At 43.5% G+C, this 20688-nt stretch carries 19 protein-coding genes; 8 read left to right on the top strand and 11 right to left on the bottom strand.

All coding sequences use genetic code 11. The features are described 5' to 3' along the window. The first annotated feature begins 177 nt into the window (after positions 1 to 177). From AAKU61_RS07265 to acnA, 4 genes are all read left to right on the top strand, one after another. Positions 178 to 1167, top strand: a complete 990-nt coding sequence (locus tag AAKU61_RS07265; protein ID WP_354330899.1) for a malate dehydrogenase — start codon at positions 178 to 180, stop codon at positions 1165 to 1167. A gap of 72 nt (positions 1168 to 1239) precedes the next feature. Next, positions 1240 to 2211: an HpcH/HpaI aldolase/citrate lyase family protein gene (locus AAKU61_RS07270; protein WP_354330901.1), complete on the top strand. Its 972-nt coding sequence runs from the start codon at positions 1240 to 1242 to the stop codon at positions 2209 to 2211. Positions 2212 to 2273: 62 nt separating this feature from the next. Further along, the gene (locus AAKU61_RS07275) at positions 2274 to 2768 is read left to right on the top strand and encodes a hypothetical protein (RefSeq protein WP_354330903.1); all 495 of its coding nucleotides are present in this window, start codon (positions 2274 to 2276) and stop codon (positions 2766 to 2768) included. Positions 2769 to 2857: 89 nt separating this feature from the next. Further along, positions 2858 to 5593: an aconitate hydratase AcnA gene (gene acnA / locus AAKU61_RS07280; RefSeq protein ID WP_322119005.1), complete on the top strand. Its 2736-nt coding sequence runs from the start codon at positions 2858 to 2860 to the stop codon at positions 5591 to 5593. Positions 5594 to 5850: 257 nt separating this feature from the next. On the opposite strand, the gene AAKU61_RS07285 is transcribed toward acnA, so the two are convergent. The 5 genes from AAKU61_RS07285 to ltrA all read right to left on the bottom strand — a co-directional run bounded on the left by AAKU61_RS07285 (position 5851) and on the right by ltrA (position 11535). Further along, the gene (locus AAKU61_RS07285) at positions 5851 to 6351 is read right to left on the bottom strand and encodes a hypothetical protein (RefSeq protein ID WP_354330905.1); all 501 of its coding nucleotides are present in this window, start codon (positions 6349 to 6351) and stop codon (positions 5851 to 5853) included. A gap of 56 nt (positions 6352 to 6407) precedes the next feature. Then, on the bottom strand, positions 6408 to 7574 hold the full coding sequence (locus AAKU61_RS07290) for a cystathionine beta-lyase (RefSeq protein WP_354330907.1): 1167 nt from the start codon (positions 7572 to 7574) through the stop codon (positions 6408 to 6410). Between the two features lie 201 nt (positions 7575 to 7775). After that, positions 7776 to 8297 carry a hypothetical protein gene (locus tag AAKU61_RS07295; RefSeq protein ID WP_354330909.1) on the bottom strand — a complete coding sequence of 174 codons (522 nt, stop codon included), beginning with the start codon at positions 8295 to 8297 and terminating at the stop codon, positions 7776 to 7778. A gap of 4 nt (positions 8298 to 8301) precedes the next feature. Next, positions 8302 to 9690, bottom strand: a complete 1389-nt coding sequence (rimO, locus tag AAKU61_RS07300) for a 30S ribosomal protein S12 methylthiotransferase RimO (protein WP_354330911.1) — start codon at positions 9688 to 9690, stop codon at positions 8302 to 8304. A gap of 132 nt (positions 9691 to 9822) precedes the next feature. Next, positions 9823 to 11535 (bottom strand): group II intron reverse transcriptase/maturase, encoded by a 1713-nt coding sequence (ltrA, locus tag AAKU61_RS07305; protein WP_354330913.1) that lies wholly within the window; start codon positions 11533 to 11535, stop codon positions 9823 to 9825. Positions 11536 to 12359: 824 nt separating this feature from the next. On the opposite strand from ltrA, the gene AAKU61_RS07310 reads away from it, so the two are divergent. Beyond that, positions 12360 to 12659 (top strand): hypothetical protein, encoded by a 300-nt coding sequence (locus tag AAKU61_RS07310; RefSeq protein WP_354330915.1) that lies wholly within the window; start codon positions 12360 to 12362, stop codon positions 12657 to 12659. A 223-nt stretch (positions 12660 to 12882) separates the two neighbouring features. On the opposite strand, the gene phaR is transcribed toward AAKU61_RS07310, so the two are convergent. The 3 genes from phaR to phaC form a co-directional block, all read right to left on the bottom strand. Further along, positions 12883 to 13437, bottom strand: coding sequence for a polyhydroxyalkanoate synthesis repressor PhaR (gene phaR / locus AAKU61_RS07315; protein ID WP_354330980.1), 555 nt, complete (start codon positions 13435 to 13437; stop codon positions 12883 to 12885). Positions 13438 to 13682: 245 nt separating this feature from the next. Next, positions 13683 to 14423, bottom strand: coding sequence for a 3-ketoacyl-ACP reductase (locus AAKU61_RS07320; protein ID WP_354330916.1), 741 nt, complete (start codon positions 14421 to 14423; stop codon positions 13683 to 13685). A 22-nt stretch (positions 14424 to 14445) separates the two neighbouring features. Beyond that, the gene (phaC, locus tag AAKU61_RS07325; RefSeq protein WP_354330918.1) at positions 14446 to 16164 is read right to left on the bottom strand and encodes a class I poly(R)-hydroxyalkanoic acid synthase; all 1719 of its coding nucleotides are present in this window, start codon (positions 16162 to 16164) and stop codon (positions 14446 to 14448) included. A 146-nt stretch (positions 16165 to 16310) separates the two neighbouring features. On the opposite strand from phaC, the gene AAKU61_RS07330 reads away from it, so the two are divergent. Continuing rightward, a complete protein-coding gene (locus tag AAKU61_RS07330; protein WP_354330920.1) occupies positions 16311 to 16568 on the top strand; it encodes a hypothetical protein in 258 nt (85 codons plus the stop codon). 1 nt (position 16569) lies between these two features. On the opposite strand, the gene pgeF is transcribed toward AAKU61_RS07330, so the two are convergent. Together pgeF and AAKU61_RS07340 are read right to left on the bottom strand one after the other, a co-directional pair. Continuing rightward, positions 16570 to 17361 (bottom strand): peptidoglycan editing factor PgeF, encoded by a 792-nt coding sequence (gene pgeF / locus AAKU61_RS07335; protein ID WP_354330922.1) that lies wholly within the window; start codon positions 17359 to 17361, stop codon positions 16570 to 16572. Continuing rightward, positions 17358 to 18404, bottom strand: coding sequence for an RluA family pseudouridine synthase (locus AAKU61_RS07340; protein ID WP_354330924.1), 1047 nt, complete (start codon positions 18402 to 18404; stop codon positions 17358 to 17360). Before AAKU61_RS07340 ends, pgeF begins: the two co-directional genes overlap by 4 nt. Positions 18405 to 18447: 43 nt before the next feature. Between AAKU61_RS07340 and AAKU61_RS07345 the strand changes: the two genes are divergently transcribed. Then, positions 18448 to 19245, top strand: a complete 798-nt coding sequence (locus AAKU61_RS07345) for an outer membrane protein assembly factor BamD (protein ID WP_322119016.1) — start codon at positions 18448 to 18450, stop codon at positions 19243 to 19245. A 102-nt stretch (positions 19246 to 19347) separates the two neighbouring features. On the opposite strand, the gene yaaA is transcribed toward AAKU61_RS07345, so the two are convergent. After that, positions 19348 to 20124, bottom strand: coding sequence for a peroxide stress protein YaaA (gene yaaA / locus AAKU61_RS07350; protein ID WP_354330926.1), 777 nt, complete (start codon positions 20122 to 20124; stop codon positions 19348 to 19350). Positions 20125 to 20140: 16 nt separating this feature from the next. On the opposite strand from yaaA, the gene AAKU61_RS07355 reads away from it, so the two are divergent. Then, positions 20141 to 20605: a putative toxin-antitoxin system toxin component, PIN family gene (locus tag AAKU61_RS07355; protein ID WP_354330928.1), complete on the top strand. Its 465-nt coding sequence runs from the start codon at positions 20141 to 20143 to the stop codon at positions 20603 to 20605. The last annotated feature ends 83 nt before the right edge of the window (positions 20606 to 20688 follow it).

Genomic DNA, 20688 nt, shown 5'->3' on the forward strand with positions numbered 1-20688 from the left:
AAGATTGAAGCTTAATATTGATAGATTAAGAAATTAGAGGTCGCTTGTGAATTTGGCTGACGCGCCCTACTTTCAACGGTATCATTGTGTGCTTTTTATGCCTAATAATCGAGTTTGAAATAATTGATTATAAAGCGTTAAGTCGACATAATTTTCACACCACTTCGGAGATGCATCATGGCAAAATCCCCTATGCGCGTAGCTGTAACAGGCGCTGCTGGCCAAATTGGCTATTCCCTTTTATTCCGCATTGCCAATGGCGACATGCTTGGCAAAGACCAACCGGTTATTCTGCAATTATTAGAGATTCCTGACGAAAAAGCGCAAAAAGCACTTAAAGGCGTCATGATGGAAATCGACGATTGCGCATTCCCATTGCTCGCCAGCATGACCGCTCATAGTGACCCGATGACTGCGTTTAAAGATATCGATGTTGCCCTGTTAGTTGGTGCGCGTCCACGTGGACCGGGAATGGAACGCAAAGATTTGTTGGAAGCGAATGCACAAATTTTTACAGTTCAAGGTAAAGCATTAGATGCAGTTGCTTCGCGCAATGTAAAAATCTTGGTGGTTGGTAATCCTGCAAACACTAATGCGTACATCGCAATGAAATCGGCACCAAGCTTACCGTCCAAAAATTTCACTGCAATGTTGCGCTTGGATCACAACCGTGCGTTGTCACAAGTAGCCGCAAAAATTGGTAAACCAGTTGCCGCAATTGAAAAGCTTTGCGTATGGGGTAATCATTCACCAACCATGTATGCTGATTATCGCTTTGCAACTGCTGATGGCGCATCGGTTAAAGATTTGATCAACGATCAAGAATGGAATAAAGACGTATTTTTGCCAACAGTTGGCAAACGCGGTGCAGCCATCATTGAGGCACGGGGCTTGTCTTCTGCTGCATCTGCGGCAAACGCAGCGATCGATCATGTTCGTGACTGGGTACTTGGCACTAACGGCAAGTGGACAACGATGGGCGTTCCTTCCGATGGATCTTATGGGATTCCTGAAGGTACTATGTTTGGTTTTCCTGTCACAACAGAAAACGGCGAATACAAAATTATTCAAGGTTTAGAAATCGATGCATTCTCTCAAGAACGTATCAACCTTACGCTTAAAGAATTGCAAGAAGAGCGTGACGGCGTAAAACACCTGGTTGGCTGATTTTTATCAGAGGCAAGTTGGTCGTAGTCTATGTCCAACTTGCCAAATCACTTCCTCTCTCATAGCGTGAAGATGCACCCTTCCCAAGTTTTATTTCAGGATCAGGAACAACCGACATTTTTGCCGGTATGTGATCACTATGCCGGATCTGAAAAACTCATGCTTAAGTCTATGGCGCTGCAAAATGCGCTGGGTGCTGTATTTGATATTACATTTGATTGTGAAGATGGCGCCGCAGCAGGCAATGAGGTCGCACATGCAAAACTTGTTGGCAATCTGATTGCATCAGAGAGTAATTATCTGCAGCGAATTGGCGTACGCCTACATGATGTCAACAGCCCTTATTTTGAACAAGATATTGATCTGATTGCACCTGTTGCCGCAGAAAAAATTGCCTATTGGGTACTGCCAAAAGTTGATGGCGTAGAGCAAGTCATCAAAGCCATACAGAAAATTAACCAGTACGCGACGAGTTCTCGACAAAGTCCCGCACCCATTCACGTCTTAATAGAAACTCACGGCGCGTTGGCCAACGCTCATCAAATTGCCGCTTTACCTCAAGTCGAGTGCCTGTCATTTGGCATTATGGATTTTATTTCATCGCATTATGGTGCTATTCCGACTAGTGCAATGCGATCACCAGGACAGTTTACGCATCCATTAGTCATGCGCGCAAAGTTAGAGATTGCCGCAGCTTGCCATCGTTTCGGCAAAGTAGCGTCACATAATGTAACCACTGAAATCAAAGACACTGCAATTGTCGCAGGTGATGCTAATCGTGCAGGCATCGAATGTGGTTACACTAGAATGTGGAGCATACATCCTGATCAAATTAAGCCCATCGTCAAAGCATTGTCACCAAGAACTGCAGAAATTAACGAGGCAATTACAATTTTGATTGAGGCTCAACAGAATGACTGGGGACCGATACAGATCAACGGACGACTACATGATCGAGCCAGCTACCGATATTATTGGACTTTGTTAAAAAAAGCCCAGCGCTGCCAGTTAGCATTACCAGATTCTGCGCTGATATTATTGTGATTTATCGTAATCGTTATAAAACTCAACAACGTTCCAAGAACTTATGTAATCAGGAGATATGAATGAAGAAAATTATCTACATCGTCAGCTTTATGGCGCTCACGTCCAGCATTTTGTGTTCGCCACTTTTGTCACAAGCGCAAACAACAAGTACCAGCAAAAAAGCAACTGCCAAAACAAATAAAATTGCGGAAAAACTATCTCCAGTAAAAGCTGTACCTGATGAAGATGATTTAGAACCAGACATCACCGAAAATAAAACTTTCGATTACAAATGTGAACTCGGCAATTTCTTCACTATTTATACCAACGCAGACGATGATAAACACGTTGCGATACGTTGGAAAAAACGTCTATATCGTCTTAGCAGAATTGATACGACAACCGGTGCTAACCGGTTTGAAAATAAAAAAGCTGGATTTGTATTTATCGGTATTCCGTCTAAAAGTATGTTGTTAGATTCACGTCATGGCCAACAGTTAGCCAATGAATGTAAAACACCAGATCAAGTTGTAGCAGAAACCGAACGACTCTCGACCGCATCGCAAGCGAAATAAACAAGCGTTTTGTACATTTCGTATTTAACTGAAGTGATTTAATAAGTAGATTTTTTTGATCATTGATTTTTGTAAAAAAAGGAATAGCCATGAGCCAAAATGCGTATAAAGATGCATTCAAAACCCTGAAAGATTTCAAGATTTCAGATTCTAAAAAAGGCAAATTCTACTCATTGCCAGCACTAGAAAAAAATCTGGGTGTAAAGATTTCGCGCTTACCAATTTCCATCCGTATTGTGCTGGAATCTGTCCTGCGCAATTGTGACGGCAAAAAAGTCACTGACGAACACGTTAAGCAGCTCGCTAACTGGAGCGCTACTGGCGACCGTACTGACGAAATTCCTTTCGTCGTGTCTCGTGTAGTTCTGCAAGACTTTACCGGCGTCCCGTTGCTGGCTGACTTGGCAGCAATGCGTAACGTCGCTGCGAAACAAGGTAAAAATCCAAAAAATATCGAACCTTTAGTACCAGTTGATTTAGTAGTCGACCACTCTGTTCAAATTGATCATTTCCGTGAAAAGAAAGCCTTGGATCTGAACATGAAATTGGAGTTTCAACGCAATAACGAGCGTTACCAGTTCATGAAATGGGGTATGCAAGCTTTTGATACCTTCGGCGTTGTACCTCCAGGTTTCGGCATCGTCCATCAAGTTAACCTGGAATACTTGGCACGCGGCGTACATAAAGTAAAAGACGCAAAGAAAAATGATATCTACTATCCAGACACACTGGTAGGTACAGATTCACATACAACAATGATCAACGGTATTGGCGTCGTTGGATGGGGTGTGGGCGGCATTGAAGCTGAAGCGGGCATGCTTGGCCAGCCAGTTTATTTCCTGACGCCAGACGTAGTTGGCGTCAACCTGACAGGCGCGTTGCGTGAAGGTTGCACCGCAACCGATTTGGTATTAACTATTACAGAATTGCTACGTAAAGCAAAAGTTGTAGGCAAGTTTGTTGAGTTCTTTGGCGAAGGTACACGCACATTATCTCTGACAGACCGTGCAACTATCGCCAACATGGCACCAGAATATGGCGCGACAATGGGTTTCTTCCCTGTTGATGAAGCAACGATTGATTACTTTAAAGGTACTGGTCGTACTAAAGCTGAGATCGATGCATTTGAAGGCTATTTCAAAGCCCAGAAAATGTTCGGCATTCCTAAAGCTGGTGACATTGATTACACAACGGAAGTATCGTTGGCACTGGACACCGTTGCACCATCTTTGGCAGGTCCAAAACGTCCGCAAGATCGGATTGAAATCGGTAACGTCAAATCAACCTTCGCTGATTTGTTTGCTAAACCAACCTCAGAGAACGGCTTCAATAAAAAAGCTGAAGATCTGGATGCGGTATACACCAATGCAGACGGCGTTAAAGTAAAAAACGGCGATATCCTGATTGCCGCAATTACGTCTTGCACAAATACCTCCAACCCAAGCGTACTATTGGCAGCTGGTTTGTTAGCTAAGAAAGCTGTCGAAGCTGGCTTGAAAGTTGCTCCACATATTAAAACATCGCTGGCACCAGGATCGCGTGTTGTTACCAAGTATTTGGAAGCCGCGGGTCTGTTGCCATATCTGGAAAAACTCGGCTTCGGCGTAACAGCTTATGGCTGCACGACATGTATTGGTAACGCTGGTGATTTAACACCAGCCATGAACGAAGCCATCGTAGCAAATGATATCGTGGCATCTGCAATTCTCTCCGGCAATCGCAACTTTGAAGCCCGGATTCATCCGAATATTCGCTCCAACTTCTTGGCTTCCCCTCCTTTGGTTGTTGCCTATGCAATCGCAGGCAATATGACCAGAGATTTGATGACTGAACCAGTTGGCCGCGTAAAAGGTAAAGATATTTTCCTTGGCGACATCTGGCCAACCAGTGCAGAAATCCAGAAGTTAATGAAGTTCGCGATGAACTCAAAAACATTCAAAGAGAACTACGCTGACGTCAAAGGTGCACCTGGCAAATTGTGGGAAAACATCAAAGGTGTGGCAGAAGGTCAAGTCTACGACTGGCCAACCTCTACCTACATCGCCGAGCCACCGTTCTTCGCTGACTTTACGATGGAGCCAAAAGCTGCTGCTACTGGTATTACTGGTGCACGTGCATTGGGTGTGTTTGGTGATTCAATTACAACCGATCATATCTCCCCTGCCGGTTCAATCAAAGAATCTAGCCCAGCAGGTATTTGGTTGAAAGCAAATGGCGTACTGAAAGCAGATTTTAATTCCTACGGCTCACGTCGCGGCAACCACGAAATCATGATGCGCGGTACTTTTGCCAACGTGCGTATCAAAAACTTGATGATTCCAGCGAAAGAAGACGGCTCTCGTGTTGAAGGTGGCGAAACGCTGTTCCAGCCAACTGGCGAGCCAATGGCGATCTACGATGCCGCGATGAAATATGTTGCTGAAGGCACGCCAACGATGATCTTCGGTGGCGAAGAGTATGGCACGGGCTCATCCCGCGACTGGGCAGCTAAAGGCACGCAATTACTGGGCGTTAAAGCTGTAATCGCTCGTTCATTCGAGCGTATCCACCGCTCTAATCTGGTCGGCATGGGCGTATTGCCATTGCAGTTCTTGGGTACTGACAGCGTTGATTCTTTGGGTATTACAGGCACAGAATCCTACGACCTGAAAGGTATCGAAGATGACATCAAGCCACAACAGCAAGTGACACTGGTGATTAACCGTGCCAATGGTGACAAACAAGAAGTCAAAGTCTTGTTGCGTATCGATACACCAATTGAAGTTGACTATTACAAGCATGGCGGCATCTTGCCATTTGTATTGCGTCAACTGTTAGCGGCTTAAGGGTTGAGAAACTGATATTCATCACCTTAGTTACCGACTTAGGCCGGTAACTAAGGAGTGAAATGAAAAGAGGGCTGGATCAAAATCCAGCCCTCTTTTTTTGCGTAGTCAAAAATCAAACAAGCTACAATTGGACTAGGGAGTTTCATATACTCCCTATTTTTTATACTAATTATGCCCGATCACCCAAAGAATCATTGGACAACTAAAATATACTAGCCAGCAGTATATTTAAAATAAATACTGAAAATCAATCATTACTCGTCGATTTGCGGTAAAGCAATACTCCGTAATTGAAAGCGGCCGTCATCATTAAACAACCAAGTTTCAATAATTTCTAAGCGTCCATTACGCACCAGATGTGGTAGAGGCTTGGGGAATGGTGCACTGACTCGCAGACTATTCAAAGCAGTCGCCTCTGTCACTTTGTCGTGATTACTGCGCATAATTTCGCTTTTGATCAACTTACCATCTGACGCCAAAATAAATTTTAAAACGATGACAGACCGCAACAACGCTTGCGGCTGCTCTGAATACGATTTATCCGCATTGTGCTTTGTAATATATTGAGCAAGATCGCGTTTGTATCCATTGATCGTAAAAGCAGTCGAAGAACTGGGAGCGGTCACAGGTTTTGGGGCCGCGGCTTTGCCTGCGTCTGGAGTTTGACCACGCGGGGCTGGCTCTTCTAACGAGCGCGTAGCACAGCCGGTCAATACAAATACAACGAGCATGACCAGTTTTGATTTTTTCATCATGGATACGCCTTTCCAGCAGAATTTACGTCTTTTAAATAATTGAGAAAAGCTGAGTGCTATAAAGCAGACATCGCTTGCGCAATATCAGCAATTAAGTCATCGGCGTCTTCCAATCCAATATTAAAACGCACCAGCACACCTTGATTTGGCCATGTCGTCCGCATCTGCTGAATACGATAGGGTACGCATAAACTATTCGCACCGCCCCAGCTAAAGCCAATTTTAAACAGCTTCAAGGCATCGACAAAGCGGTCCGTTTGCTGCTCGGTATAAGCGCTATCAAATAACACAGAAAACAAACCGCCAGCACCACTAAAATCGCGCTTCCAAATATGATGTCCGGGACAGTCTGGCAAAGCTGGATGCAAAACCTTATCGATCTCCGGACGAGTTGATAACCAAGTCGCGACTTTACGGGCGCTGGCATCATGCGCATCAAAACGTAATTTCAAGCTAGGCAAATTACGCAATATCAGATAGGCATCATCCATACCGACGCCAAAACCCAAACGCATATGGGCTGATTGCAGACGTTGATTCAATAATTTGTCTTTGGTAATAACAGCACCCATCAAGACATCAGAACCGCCACTTTGATATTTGGTTAATGCCTGCATAACAATATCCACACCATGCGCAAAGGCGGGGAAAGCCAATCCACCAGACCAGGTATTATCTAGCGCCACCACCACACCTTGCGCATGCGCTGCGGCACAAATGGCTGGGATGTCTGGCACTTCCATCGATACAGAACCCGGCGCTTCGGTCCAAATCAACTTGGTATTTGACTTGATTAGTGCCGCAATACCAGCGCCAATGAGCGGATCGTAGTAACGTACACTCAACCCAAAACTACTTGCCAGCCAATCACCTAATTCACGATTGGGATTGTAGACATTATCTGGAATCAAAACGTCGTCACCGCTTTGCAACAAAGCCAGATCGATCAGCGTAATTGCAGCCAAGCCACTAGGTGCCAGCAAACAATGGTCGCCCTGCTCTATCTCAGCTAATCGCGCCTCTAAAGTAAAACTTGTGGGCGTTCCATGCAGACCATATGTATAGGCTGATTTATCTTGCCAACTGCGAGCACGCATTGCAGCAACATCTTTAAATAACACCGTAGAAGCGTGATGAATCGCCGTAGGAAAAGCCGCAAATCCATCTGGTGCTACATAATCAGAATGAATTAATGTCGTGTTTGTACCTGGGATTGTCATCATGAACGCTCGCGGAAATTTAGATAGAAGCGCCCAGAGATTAATATAAACTCTGACGCGATGTTGAACCTATTGTTACAGATCACGCGATTACTTGGAAGCACAGCAAGAGACAATTTTATAAGTCCGTTATCTGAGGCTCAGTGCTGGGCAATGCAAATTTTAATATTCTGAGCAGACAGGAAAGCCAGCTTTGACTAGGAATTATTGTGCAGTCTTCAAATGCAACGGAGATGCTCTCTTAGATTTACCAGCCTTACTTACTGCTGGCGGCATTAATTCGAGAATAAAATCTTTGATAGTCTTACCGTCATCGGACTGCCATTTGCCACGCAGAATTTTGCCCTCTAACTTACCATCCCATTGACCAGAAACGTCGACACCATCTTCAGATTCTTCCATAGTCAAGGTGGTCCCATTGACCTCGCCGGCCAACAAGATTTTATTGCCTTTATTTCTGTTTCCACCAAAGACAATGTAGTCACCTTCGACACTGTCAATATCTTCTAGCTTAGGCTGTAGGCGCATTTCAACAACATCTTCTCCCAACTTACCACGCCATCTTTGTGCTTCTTTAAAAATGGACGTGGTAACTCGTGTAGCTGCCGCGTTGGTGACCGTATTAGCAACGTCTTGCTGCGCGTGAACAACAGAGACTGATAAAAACAGCGGCACAAACACTAAGGCTAGGGATAAAGTTCTAAATTGAATATGCAGAGCCGGCATAGATTTAAATCGCCTCGCCCCACAAATCGTGAGCATCAGCTGCCGTGAGTTTGACATCGACAAAGTCACCTACTTTAAGTTTGCGATGTGGCTCGAATGGCGGTTTTACATAGACTACACCATCGATCTCTGGCGCATCTGCAGAGGAACGTCCCACACCACCACTACGATCAAGAGAGTCAATCAACACGCGAATCGTTTTACCAACTTTCGCTTGCAGACGTTTTTTGGAGATACCTTCTTGTAATTCCATGACGCGACGACGACGATCTTCACGGATATTTTCTGGAACTGGATTCGCCAGTTCATTCGCAGTAGCGCCGTCTACGGGCGAATAGGCAAAGCAGCCTAAGCGATCAATCTCAACTTCTTTTAAGAAATCTAACAGGTATTCAAACTCTTCTTCAGTTTCGCCAGGAAAACCGGCGATGAAAGTTGAACGTATTGTAATTTCAGGACACATTGCGCGCCATGCTTTAATCCGCTCAATATTTTTTTCACCGCTAGCCGGGCGCTTCATGCGTTTTAGCACGTCTGGATGGGCATGCTGTAATGGCACATCAAGATACGGTAAAACATGTCCGTTGTTCATGAAGGGAATAATTTGATCAACATGCGGATAAGGATAAACATAATGCAAACGTACCCAGGCATCATATTGTTTTGCCAAATCACCCAATGCCTCGACTAACTGTGTCATATGGGTTTTGACTGGTTTGCCATTCCAAAAACCAGTACGAAATTTCACGTCTACCCCGTAAGCACTGGTATCTTGTGAAATAACGAGTAATTCTTTTACTCCGGCTATGAACAGATTTTCTGCCTCCAGCATAATGTCGGCAATCGGACGAGATACCAGATCACCACGCATGGATGGAATAATGCAGAAACTGCAACGATGATTGCAGCCTTCAGAAATTTTGAGATAAGCGTAATGCTTAGGTGTCAGTTTAACACCTTGAGCCGGTACCAAATCAATAAAAGGTTCGTGTGGTTTAGGCAAATGCAAATGGACAGCATCCATCACTTCACCCAAGGCATGTGGCCCCGTCACCGCCAATACTTTGGGATGGATAGACATAATCATGTCGTTACCATTGGCGTCTTTTTTGGCCCCTAAGCAACCTGTGACGATAACTTTGCCATTTTCGGCCAGTGCCTCGCCAATTGCATCCAGAGACTCTTGAACTGCGGCATCAATAAAACCGCAGGTGTTTACGATCACCAGATCGGCGCCATCATAAGATTTAGCGGTATCGTAACCTTCGGCACGCAATTGCGTTAGGATTTGTTCGGAATCAACCAGCGCTTTTGGGCAGCCAAGAGAGACGAAACCGACCTTAGGATTAATTGCTGAAGGTTTGGCGGAAGTGATAAGAGTATCTGTGGACATAATAAAAAGAGGTACAAAGGAGGGTAGGAACAGGTCATTACTGACCCATTCCCCCCTAAGAACCGTGCTTGCGACTTTCATCGCACACGGCTCAAGCCTACTATAAAAGTTCCCTAGAAAGGAAACGCTATATTACAAAGCAACCCATAAGGGAGCCGGCTTTACTACTTTCAAACTCTTGCTATGCACTTGGGCATGACAGTTTGGGTGCAATAATACGCGATTTCCTAGTGCATCAGAACCTCCATGCACACGATATTCTATGTGATGGTCATGCCAGCCTGTCGCTTTGGTCATCTTGCATTTGCACACAGCACAAAGTCCCCCCTGATCAATGTACATACGAATAAATTGCTTTTTGTGACGCATATTTTCCAACATGCGTTCCTGTTGCAACTGCTCGCCATACATCTCCCATTCGGGATCAAAAGGGTTATACGCCCCTTTAATTTTCTTATGCCGCTTAATTACTGTACCTGACAACTGGTACAGTTCTATCAAGTCTTTACTGCCTTCATCGCTTACTACAGGAACCGCAAACACCCAATTTCGTTCGCCTATGGTATGGAAATATTTCTTCCTAATCCATCCAGTATTCTTCTTCGGATGTCTCCGTTTAGACCACTGCCATAATGCGTCAAAAATTAAATGTTCCATTCGGCTATACGTCATTTTGGCTACTACAGGACTGTGATATTGCGCCCAGCCTCGTAATATCGGATTCAACAAATAAATTAAGTCCATTTGTTTTATCGTCTTATGTTTGTTGATGATTTCCTTTACCTTGCGATAAAACGTTTGCACGTTTTTCTTACTTGGTTTGATGAGTAGTTTCTCCTGATATTTACGGAAATTCCACCCCAGAAAATCAAAGCCTTGATCCATGTGAACAATGCGCGTCTTTTCCTCCGATAGTTGTAGTCCCCGAACTGCAAGAAAATTTTCTACCCAAGGCTTGATCTCATTTTCCAGTATCTCTTTCGAGCTACCTGTAATAACAAAATCATCCGCATATCGAACTACATTTACTTTCAGCCTGAGAGCTTTCGTCGCACCAAACTTCATACCTAAGTATTCAATCAAGCCAGACTCAAGTCCATTCAACGTTACATTCGCCAATGTTGGAGAGATAATTCCTCCTTGCGGCGTACCAGCTTCTGTCTCCTGAAACTGACTTTGATAAATCAAGCCAGACTTTAACCATTTATGAAGAACCGACTTATCCATAGGAACATTGTCGCTCAACCATTCATGGTTAATGTTATCAAAACAGCCTGCTATATCTGCTTCCAATATCCATTGTGCCGAAGCCTTACTGGACAAAGAAACAAACAATTGGGACATCGCATCTGCAGTCGAACGATTACTTCTAAACCCATAAGAATTCGGGTCGCTCGTCGATTCAGATACAGGTTCCAATGCTAACAAGAATAAAGCCTGCATAGCCCGATCTCGCATAGTGGGTATCCCTAAAGGGCGTTTTTTCCCATTCGCTTTCGGTATATAGATTCTTCGCAAAGGCAAAGGTCTATATCCACGCTGCTCCATCCTGCTAACTGCTAACCATTTCTTTTCAGGTGACTCCCACAGCTCACCATCTACACCTGCCGTGCGTTTACCTTGATTTTCAGTAACACGCTTCACCGCCAATAACTTTGCGGATAACGTGCGGGTCAACATCCGTTGCAGGGCTTTCACCTTGCGCCATTTGCCTTCCCGTGTTGCCTTCGCAATTCGTATCTGCATCCCTTTCACGTTCCGTTCAACTTGTCGCCAACTTACAGCGTGCCAGTCTTGCGGTACATGAGAAAGCGCAGACACATCCGTATGGATATGCACTTTCATGCTGCTTTCCTCCTTGTAAATTGAAATTAGAACTTCAATTTCCCAAGTGAAAACTCATAACGCTCCTTGTGGGAGCGTCCATAGCTCCCACAAGTAAAAATATCCGTTCGGTAAGTACCATATCTTGATACTTACCCTTCATCTCATCCAAGATAAAGGGTTGGTCAGCCGTCTTGCGACGATAGACCAGATAGAAGTCTGCCCGCTTTCACGTGGAATAATGTTTCAATTCCTATCTGAACCATTACAGCCCAGCATTCGCTTTCTCTATCCTCCCATGCCCACACCGCCTACAGTGTTCCTTACGGTTCACCTGCCCGACTACAACAACTTGGGCGACGATTTGGGTTTTCCACGTTCCCTACTTATCACACGACTGGGTTAGGGTCTGTCTTTTCTCCGATGGTCTGATGACGACGTATTTCGAAATTGCAACGAAATATCCGACCATACACCTTTTGGTTAATGCCTAACAGCAGTTTTGGCATTTCAATAGTCACGAAGTTTATCGACAATTCACATATGTTACCCATACCAATCAGCCTAGCCTCTCAACCCCATCACCGCTAGGAGTCTCCATACTTTATCTCACGATAGAAGCACGCCCATTAATGGGGAGATACATTGTCAGGAGAGCTTCACACGCTGCCGTTACCAGCAACGCATGTCTCCTTAGGCTACTGTTAGCCGTATAACAGGTTCACTATTCACCAAACCTTACGGCATGATGAATCGAACAATGACAAATAGAGCTTTTTGTCCCTTTACAACTGAACTCAACATCGATAAATTAATGCTTCCCTTCTTTGACAATATCCAATCAAATGACTTCAAGTACAAACTTAAACCACTTACCTTCTATATCGCCCACAGAATTAAAAACTCTGTGCGCGACTCCGGGTACACTTAAAGTCATCGTCGAAGAGATCGACGGTTATTTCTTGCCTATCATTCATTACCTACAACCGAATGGTCATACAAAGTTACTCGGCTTTATTGTGGACAATGAAAATATTTTGGCAACCGTGGAGTTAGCTGATATTGTTACCGCTTTGGAGGAAATACTAGGTGTTGAGCAATGCATATTGACACCTGAAATACCAAATGGCACAACCATGCATTGATACCCCCCTCCTCTACTTAATCCCGAGTTAAACATGGGATAAAACAGCAGACGCCCTCAAAGGACAAATGAGGACAATTTTATTTAAAAGAGTTATTTCTCTTTACACGGGGACAAGTGTCGTGTCGCACGCAATCCGCTATTGTACCTCTTACTCACCTGGCCACCTCAAAAGTGACTGGTTATCACCATTTAATTGGTGAGTTTATTAAATTTATAGCAATTTACTTTGGCTTACCGTCTGGATTGAAAGGAAATGTGCCGAATATATTCTTAGTTTGATTTTGCATTTGCTCTTGCATTTGTACAAATAAGCTTTTGCTTTGTTCAATATAATTACCCATCATTCCCTGCATCATTGGGCCCTGGACACTCATAAACTGCGCCCACATCTCGGGACTAAACGGTTTCCCTTCATAAACTCCCTTAGAGTTTTCTGTCAGTTTATTCTGGATATCGATAAAAGCTTGGATGTTTTTCTCAAGATACGAACCCATCATGCCTTGCATAGCGTGACCGTAGTAGCGAATAATCTGGGACAAAGCAACACTGGAAAACATGGGCGTGCCACCAGCTTCTGCCTCAAGAATGATTTGCAACAAAATACTCCGGGTTAAATCTTCTCCCGTTTTAGCATCTATTACTGCAAAATCATTATTCTCTAAAACGAACTGTTTTACATCAACCAAAGTAATGTAGCTACTTGTTTGGGTATCATAAAGACGACGATTAGGATATTTTTTGATCAAATGCTGCGTCGATTTTTTTGCACTATTCATTGAAGTCTCAATTAACAAATCGTTAAGCTTTTTGGCAAACGAACGAGGCATTACCCGTCGTTTGCACTTATGCCCAATCTAAGCAAACAAATAATGTATTCATTGCAAGTAATGCAAAACATTAAATTTGTTTGTCACCTATTTTCGATAGTACAACTATTTTTGTTTTAAATGACAATGCCTATCGAAATCAATGATTCCGACAGGCATTATTTCGCCGCAATGCGACAAAAGACAAAAACCAACTAGCCCATATGCAAACCACCGTTAATTGAAAAGTCTGATCCAGTGGCGTAGCCACCTTCGTCAGAAGCAATCCAAGCAACGATAGAAGCAATTTCAGACGGTTCAGCTAAGCGCTTGACTGGAATGCCAGAAACGATCTTCTCCAGTACATCGGGACGTATTGCACGTACCATATCAGTACCTACGTAGCCTGGAGAAACCGTGTTAACCGTCACTCCTTTAGTCGCTACCTCTTGCGCCAATGCCATAGTAAAACCGTGAATACCGGCTTTGGCCGTGGAATAATTTGTCTGACCAAACTGACCTTTTTGGCCATTAACAGAAGAAATATTAATGATGCGCCCCCAACCACGATCGGCCATACCATCAATAATTTGTTTGGTTACGTTGAATAAAGAATTCAGATTGGTATCCATTACAGCATCCCAATCCGCCTTACTCATCTTACGGAATTGACCATCACGCGTAATGCCTGCGTTGTTGACCAGAACATCGACCTCACCGATTTCCGCTTTAACTTTATCAAAAGCTGCTTTAGTAGACTCCCAATCAGACACATTGCCCTCAGAGGCATGAATATCATGACCTTCTGCCAGCATATCAGCTAGCCATTTGTCTTTGCGCTGAGAGTTTGGACCACATCCGGCAACAACGATAAAACCCTCCTGGCATAAGCGCTTGCATATTGGAGTTCCAATTCCACCCATACCACCAGTTACATAAGCTATACGTTTTGACATACTAAATCTCCAATTTTTTTATTTAATCTGCTCTTACTTTGACATATCGCCCAGGTGCAGGCTCTATTGGTTTAAAACTGGCATTTCCTGGCTTTACCGGGGCTTTCACCATCTTGCCGCCGTGCTCACTCAAAAAAATTGCCCACTCTGGCCACCAACTACCAGGATGTTCTCTTGCACCATCAAACCAGGTTTGTGCATCTGATCCGATGTTAGAATTAGTCCAGTAACTTCTCTTCTTTTTCGCTGGAGGATTTACCACTCCGGCAATGTGACCAGACGCCCCCAAAATAAATTGATTACGTGATTTCTTCTTGGGGTTAAGCAAAACGCAGGAAGCGTATGCAGCCTGCCAAGGAACAATATGATCCTCGCGCGAACCATAAATAAAGACAGGCGCATCAATTTTACCGAGATCAATCTTGTTTCCAGCAACCGTCAGTGCATTTGGTTTTTTTAATTTATTTTCCAGATAAGTATTTCTCAGGTACCAGCAAAACATTGGTCCAGGCAAATTAGTGCTATCTGCATTCCAGTACAACAAATCAAACGGAGGTGGACTATCCCCCTTCAAATAATTAGTCTGAACATAATTCCAGACCAAATCATTCGCGCGCAAACTGGAAAAAGTACTCGCCAGATCACGCCCGGGCATCAGACCGCCTTGACCAATCGTTTGTTCACGCATGCTTACCTGCATTTCATCGACAAACACATCCAAAATACCTGTGTCTGAGAAATCCAATAGCGTAGTAAGTAACGTTAGACTACTAACGGGATGCTCTCCACGATCAGCCAAAGCAGCTAACGCTGTGGAAATAATTGTGCCGCCAACACAAAAACCAAAAGCATTAATTTTGTCTTGCTTACTAATTTGTTGAACAGTATGGATCGCCTGAATTGCACCCTCCTCTATGTAATCATTCCAACTAACGGTCGCCAAAGACTCATGCGGATTAGCCCATGAAACAAGGAAAACAGTATGACCCTGCTCTACCGCATAACGCACTACCGAATTCTCTGGTTGTAGATCAAGAATATAAAACTTGTTAATGCAAGGGGGAACCATCAACAATGGGCGTTGATGTACAGTTTTGGTTAATGGACTGTACTGGATCAGTTGAAATAGGCGATTTTCAAAAACCACTGTACCTTCGGATGTAGCAACATTTTTACCAACTTCAAATGCAGATTCATCGGTCTGTGAAATGCGTCCTTTTTGCATATCAGCCAGCATATGCGTAATGCCCTTAGCCAGACTTTCGCCTTTACTTTCTATAATTTTTGTTTGAGCTTCAGGATTAGTAACAAGAAAATTTGCAGGCGACATTGCGTCGGTCATTTGCTGCACCGCAAAACGAATTTTCTGCTTCGTCTTCTCGGGAGCCCGAACTGATTCAGCCATTGCCATCAAAAATCGAGCATTTAGCAAATATGACGCTGCGCTATAAGCATGCATGGCATGATTATGCCAATCGGGGGATGAGAAACGTTTATCGTTAAAATCAGGTACTTTGGAGACAGCAAAATCTTGCCACAACTTGCCAAATTCCTGCATATAATCACTTTGCAGTTTAGACATGGTTGCAGGGTCAATTTTTGCACCAACTTCTTTTAGTGACTCCATCATTGGCATGTGATTGATAGCCTCTGCTGGCTTCATCCAATCCTGCCATTTGTCCTGCTTCATTAGCTGTGACATCCAATTGGAGTACATAGCTTGAGGATCAAAAGTCGTCATGCGTGTCTCCTGTTTTTAACTTGTCGTTATTATGTTATTGCAGTTACGTTGTGACACACTAAAATTTTTCAATGGATGTTTTAGTGCGACTTACAAATTACTTATAAATCTCTAATCTCTTCGGAGTAACTTTAAGGCTTAGCAGTATGTATATTATCGCGATTGCCTGGATCTACGTTGTTTTAATGATGTCAATTACTGAAGCATCAGTTGTTGCAGGAATTATGACGTTTTTAATGTACTGTGTGTTGCCTTTAGGCTTATTTTTATACTTGTGGCTGACGCCAGCAAGAAAAAAACAAAGGGCTACGGACAAAGAACTGATGAAAGCCGCACTAGCCAATAATACGACCGCTGCCAATACAAAAGCAGAGGCCTCCAGCCAAGATGCAGCAGAAAGTTAATTTATTCTGCGATCCAAATGAGGCTTGCCATCCGCCCTGTGATGCCATCCCGCCTGTAAGAATAAAATTGAGCTTTTTCAGTCACGGTACAGCGATCTCCACCATACACTTTGTCCACGCCTTCCTTTACCAAAATATAACGAGCTAGCCCATAAATATCGGCCAAATATTTATCTTGCGTTATTCTTCTTTTAAAAAATTTTTCAGATATTCTGCTACTTAAACGAAAAGCGTCCAGCACGTCTTGCCCCACCTCGAATTCATCAGAGCCAATGGCGGGTCCCATCCATGCGACAATATCTTCAGCGCCAGAATCACGCATTTTAGCTAATGTATTTTGCAATACTCCTGCGGCTAAACCGCGCCATCCAGCATGGGCTGCTGCCACCACTTTGCCTTTCATATCTGCAAACAAAACCGGCAAACAATCCGCCGTTAAAATTCCGCAAACAGTATTTGGTTCTGTAGCAAAAACTGCATCACCGACACTTGTATCAATCAACATTGCCGCATCCAACACAACTGTGCCGTGCACTTGCGATAAAAATCTGACATCTTCAGGTAAAAAACGATTTAGTATCTCGCGGTTCTGGGCAACGACTTTTATATCATCCCCTACATGATCGCCAAGATTATTGCCGCCACCTCCCAATCCATTATCGTAAGGAGCTAAACTAAATCCTCCAGCGCGAGTGGTAGAAAAAGCCTGTACGTTAGCAGGCAAGCCCTCCCAATTCGGATGAATAATAGGAAGGCTCAATAAACTTTCATTTATCTGGCCTGAAAAATTCATAGCAACATAGTAGGTGTAATGCCTGCTTGCAGTAACAAGTCAGAAAAATCATCCGCCAGATTCACTTCCCACTCCACATAGTCATGTGTCATCGGATGAATCAAACCCAGCTTACGAGCTTGTAATGCCTGGCGTGGGGAAAACCGTGCGAGATGCTGTTTGCCATACAGAGTGTCGCCAACCAGAGAAAATCCCAACGATTGCATATGCACACGAATTTGATGCGTACGTCCGGTTTCCAGTTGGCAGGCGACAAGACTGACTGGGAAGCGCTCCAGCATACCTGCAGCTTTCCGTTGGAAATGAGTAATCGCGGGCTTAGCCAACATACTCTCAGATACCGCCATTTTGATTCGATCTCTCGGATGTCTCGCCATTGCGGCATCAATCGTCCCAGTTGGTTTAGGTGTCCCCCAAACCAAAGCATAGTATTCACGACTCACAGTACGGTCTTGCAATTGCCTTACCAGCTCAGTTTGCGCAATCAAAGTCTTGGCGACTACCATCAAACCCGAGGTATCCTTATCAAGCCTATGCACAATGCCTGCACGCGGCACACCTGCCAAAGCAGGAAAGCGATGCAATAAGCCATTAAGCAAAGTACCTGACCAATTACCTGCAGCAGGATGCACGACTAAACCTGCTGGCTTATTGATAATAAGAATGGCATCATCCTCATAAATAATATCCAACGGCATTTCTTCAGGCTTGTAAGCACCTTCATCTGGCGCTGCCTGTGGTTGGATAATAATATGTTCGTCACCTAATACGGTGGTCTTACCGCGTACAATCTGGCCATCCAAACTAACAAAGCCAGCCTCTATCCATTGTTGAATGCGGCTTCTTGAATATTGTGGAACCAGTTTTGATAAAGTCTTGTCCAAGCGTTCGCCACAAACGTCTGGGCTTAATTTGAGTTCAATAACATCGATTTGCGGAGGCAAATCATCGATTTCGTCACCATCTTCAAGCTCGACAAGTCCCTCTTTAAATTGAGGATCTAATAAAATCGCTGCTTCAGTTGGTATCACATTAATTGCCATCGGCTATAATCCGTAAATTGTTCTAATGCACACGCAAAAACTTATGCAAATTAAATCTATAAAATTGTTCAGTCTCATCCTCGCCTTGGCACTCACAGGTTGCGGCGTATTCGGCGACAAATCCGACGAAACTAAAACATGGTCTGCTGCAAAATTATACGCTGAAGCAAAAGACGAAATGAACAATGGTGGGTATGAAAGAGCAGTTCAGTACTTTGAGAGGTTGGAATCGCGCTTCCCGTTTGGCACCTACGCCCAGCAAGCACAAATGGAAATTGCTTATGCTTACTACAAACAAGGCGATCAAGCGCAAGCTCTGGCCGCGGTAGAACGTTTTATTAAACTGCATCCAAATCACGAAAGTGTTGATTATATGTACTACTTGCGCGGTTTGATTAATTTTAATGATCAACTTGGCTTTATGAATTTTATTGCCAACCAAGATATTACTGAACGAGATCCTAAAGCATCACGTGATTCATTTGACGCTTTCAAGCAACTTGCTATCCAGTTCCCAGACAGTAAATACACGCCAGATGCGATTTTACGTATGAAATATCTGGTAAACGCCTTAGCGCAATATGACGTTCATGTAGGAAAGTATTATCTTCGTCGTGGTGCTTATCTGGCTGCTGCAAACCGCGCCCAATCAGCCATTACAGAATATCCAGACGCGCCAGCAATTGAAGAAGCGATGTACATCTTGGTTCGATCCTACGATGCGATGGGCATGACAGATCTGCGTGATGACGCTAACCGGGTATTTTTAAAGAACTTTCCTAATAGTCCGTTTTTAACTGGCAAAGCAGCCGGAAAAACTGCCTGGTGGAAGTTCTGGTAAAACTTACTGGAAACTCATTAAGTGAAAAAGCCTCCGACATGGAGGCTTTTTTGTTTGAGTGAGCAGAATGTATACAAGAAAAATAATTAAACGTCCCCTACTTCAGCTTTCCAATTTACGTCTGAATACCCAATGTTGCGAATCAGACTCTTCTTGATTAAAGGAATATCCTTCAAAATCAAAAGTCTTTATTTTTTCTGGGTTTTGTATTTTATTTAATGCGCAGTAACGTGCCATTAACCCTCTTGCTCGTTTTGCATAAAAAGAAATGATTTTGTACTTACCATTTTTCCAATCCTGAAAAATCGGCGTAACGACAGAGCCATTCAACATCGTAGGTTGCACCACTTTAAAATACTCTTCTGAAGCTAAATTCAATAACACTTTGTTTTTTTGCTCCGATAAAACTTTATTTAAAGTCTCCGTCACTTTAGCGCCCCAGAAAGCATACAAATTCTTACCGTTTGGATTTTCCAGTCGAGTACCCATCTCTAGTCGGTACGCTTGCATCAAATCAAATGGCCTTAGCACGCCATAGAGACCGGACAAAATCCGTAAGTGATTTTGAAGATAATTAGATTGAGTATGATTTAATTGTTGCGCTTGTAAGCCCTCATAAACATCACCATTAAAAGCCAAAATAGCCTGCTTAACTTTGTCCGCCTTCGGTAGACGCGTCCAATCTTGAAAGCGATCTACATTTAATTGTGCTAACGCTGGAGAAATATCCATCAACTGCGCCAACTGATCTACTTTGTATTTTTTAGCTACTTTAATTAATTCTGCCGCCTCGTCCATTAATTCTGGATGAGTCACAATTTTACTTTTTACAGGCGTATCGTAGTCTAGGCTTTTGGCAGGAGATAATATAATGAGCATAATAATTTAAAGAAAGATGATTACCTCAATGATACCTAAGCGTGTGGTTCTTGACACTAATGTGTGCCTAGATTTATTCGTATTCCATGATCCAAGATGGACTGCATTATTAGAGGGATTAAAAGATGGCAGCATCAAGGCAGTTACAAGGGAGGATTGCAGGCAAGAGTGGCTAGTCGTACTGACCTACCCTCATCTGCCAATTAAAGAAGATCAGCGTAGCTCTATTATTTCGAGCTTTGATGCACTAATCGAATTACAAGCCGGGATGGAACAAGTCAACATACGACTACCAATTTGTAGCGATAAGGATGACCAAAAATTCTTGGAAATTGCGAGGGATGCAAAAGTGGACGTGCTTATAACAAAAGATAAGGCTTTATTAAAACTAGCTAGAAAAGCGATCCAAGCCGGTTTATATCAAATTGAAACACCTGAAAAATTTTTACTCAGCATACAAACAACTTTTAAAGATAATTAACAATTTCCTTACCTTGTTTTTACTCGATGATTTGCAACAAGCAAGATGATCGATGCATTGTTAACATCGTTATCGGACGTATG

Origin of the sequence: Undibacterium sp. GrIS 1.2 (genome assembly GCF_040544435.1) — a bacterium.
Classification (GTDB): domain Bacteria; phylum Pseudomonadota; class Gammaproteobacteria; order Burkholderiales; family Burkholderiaceae_D; genus Undibacterium.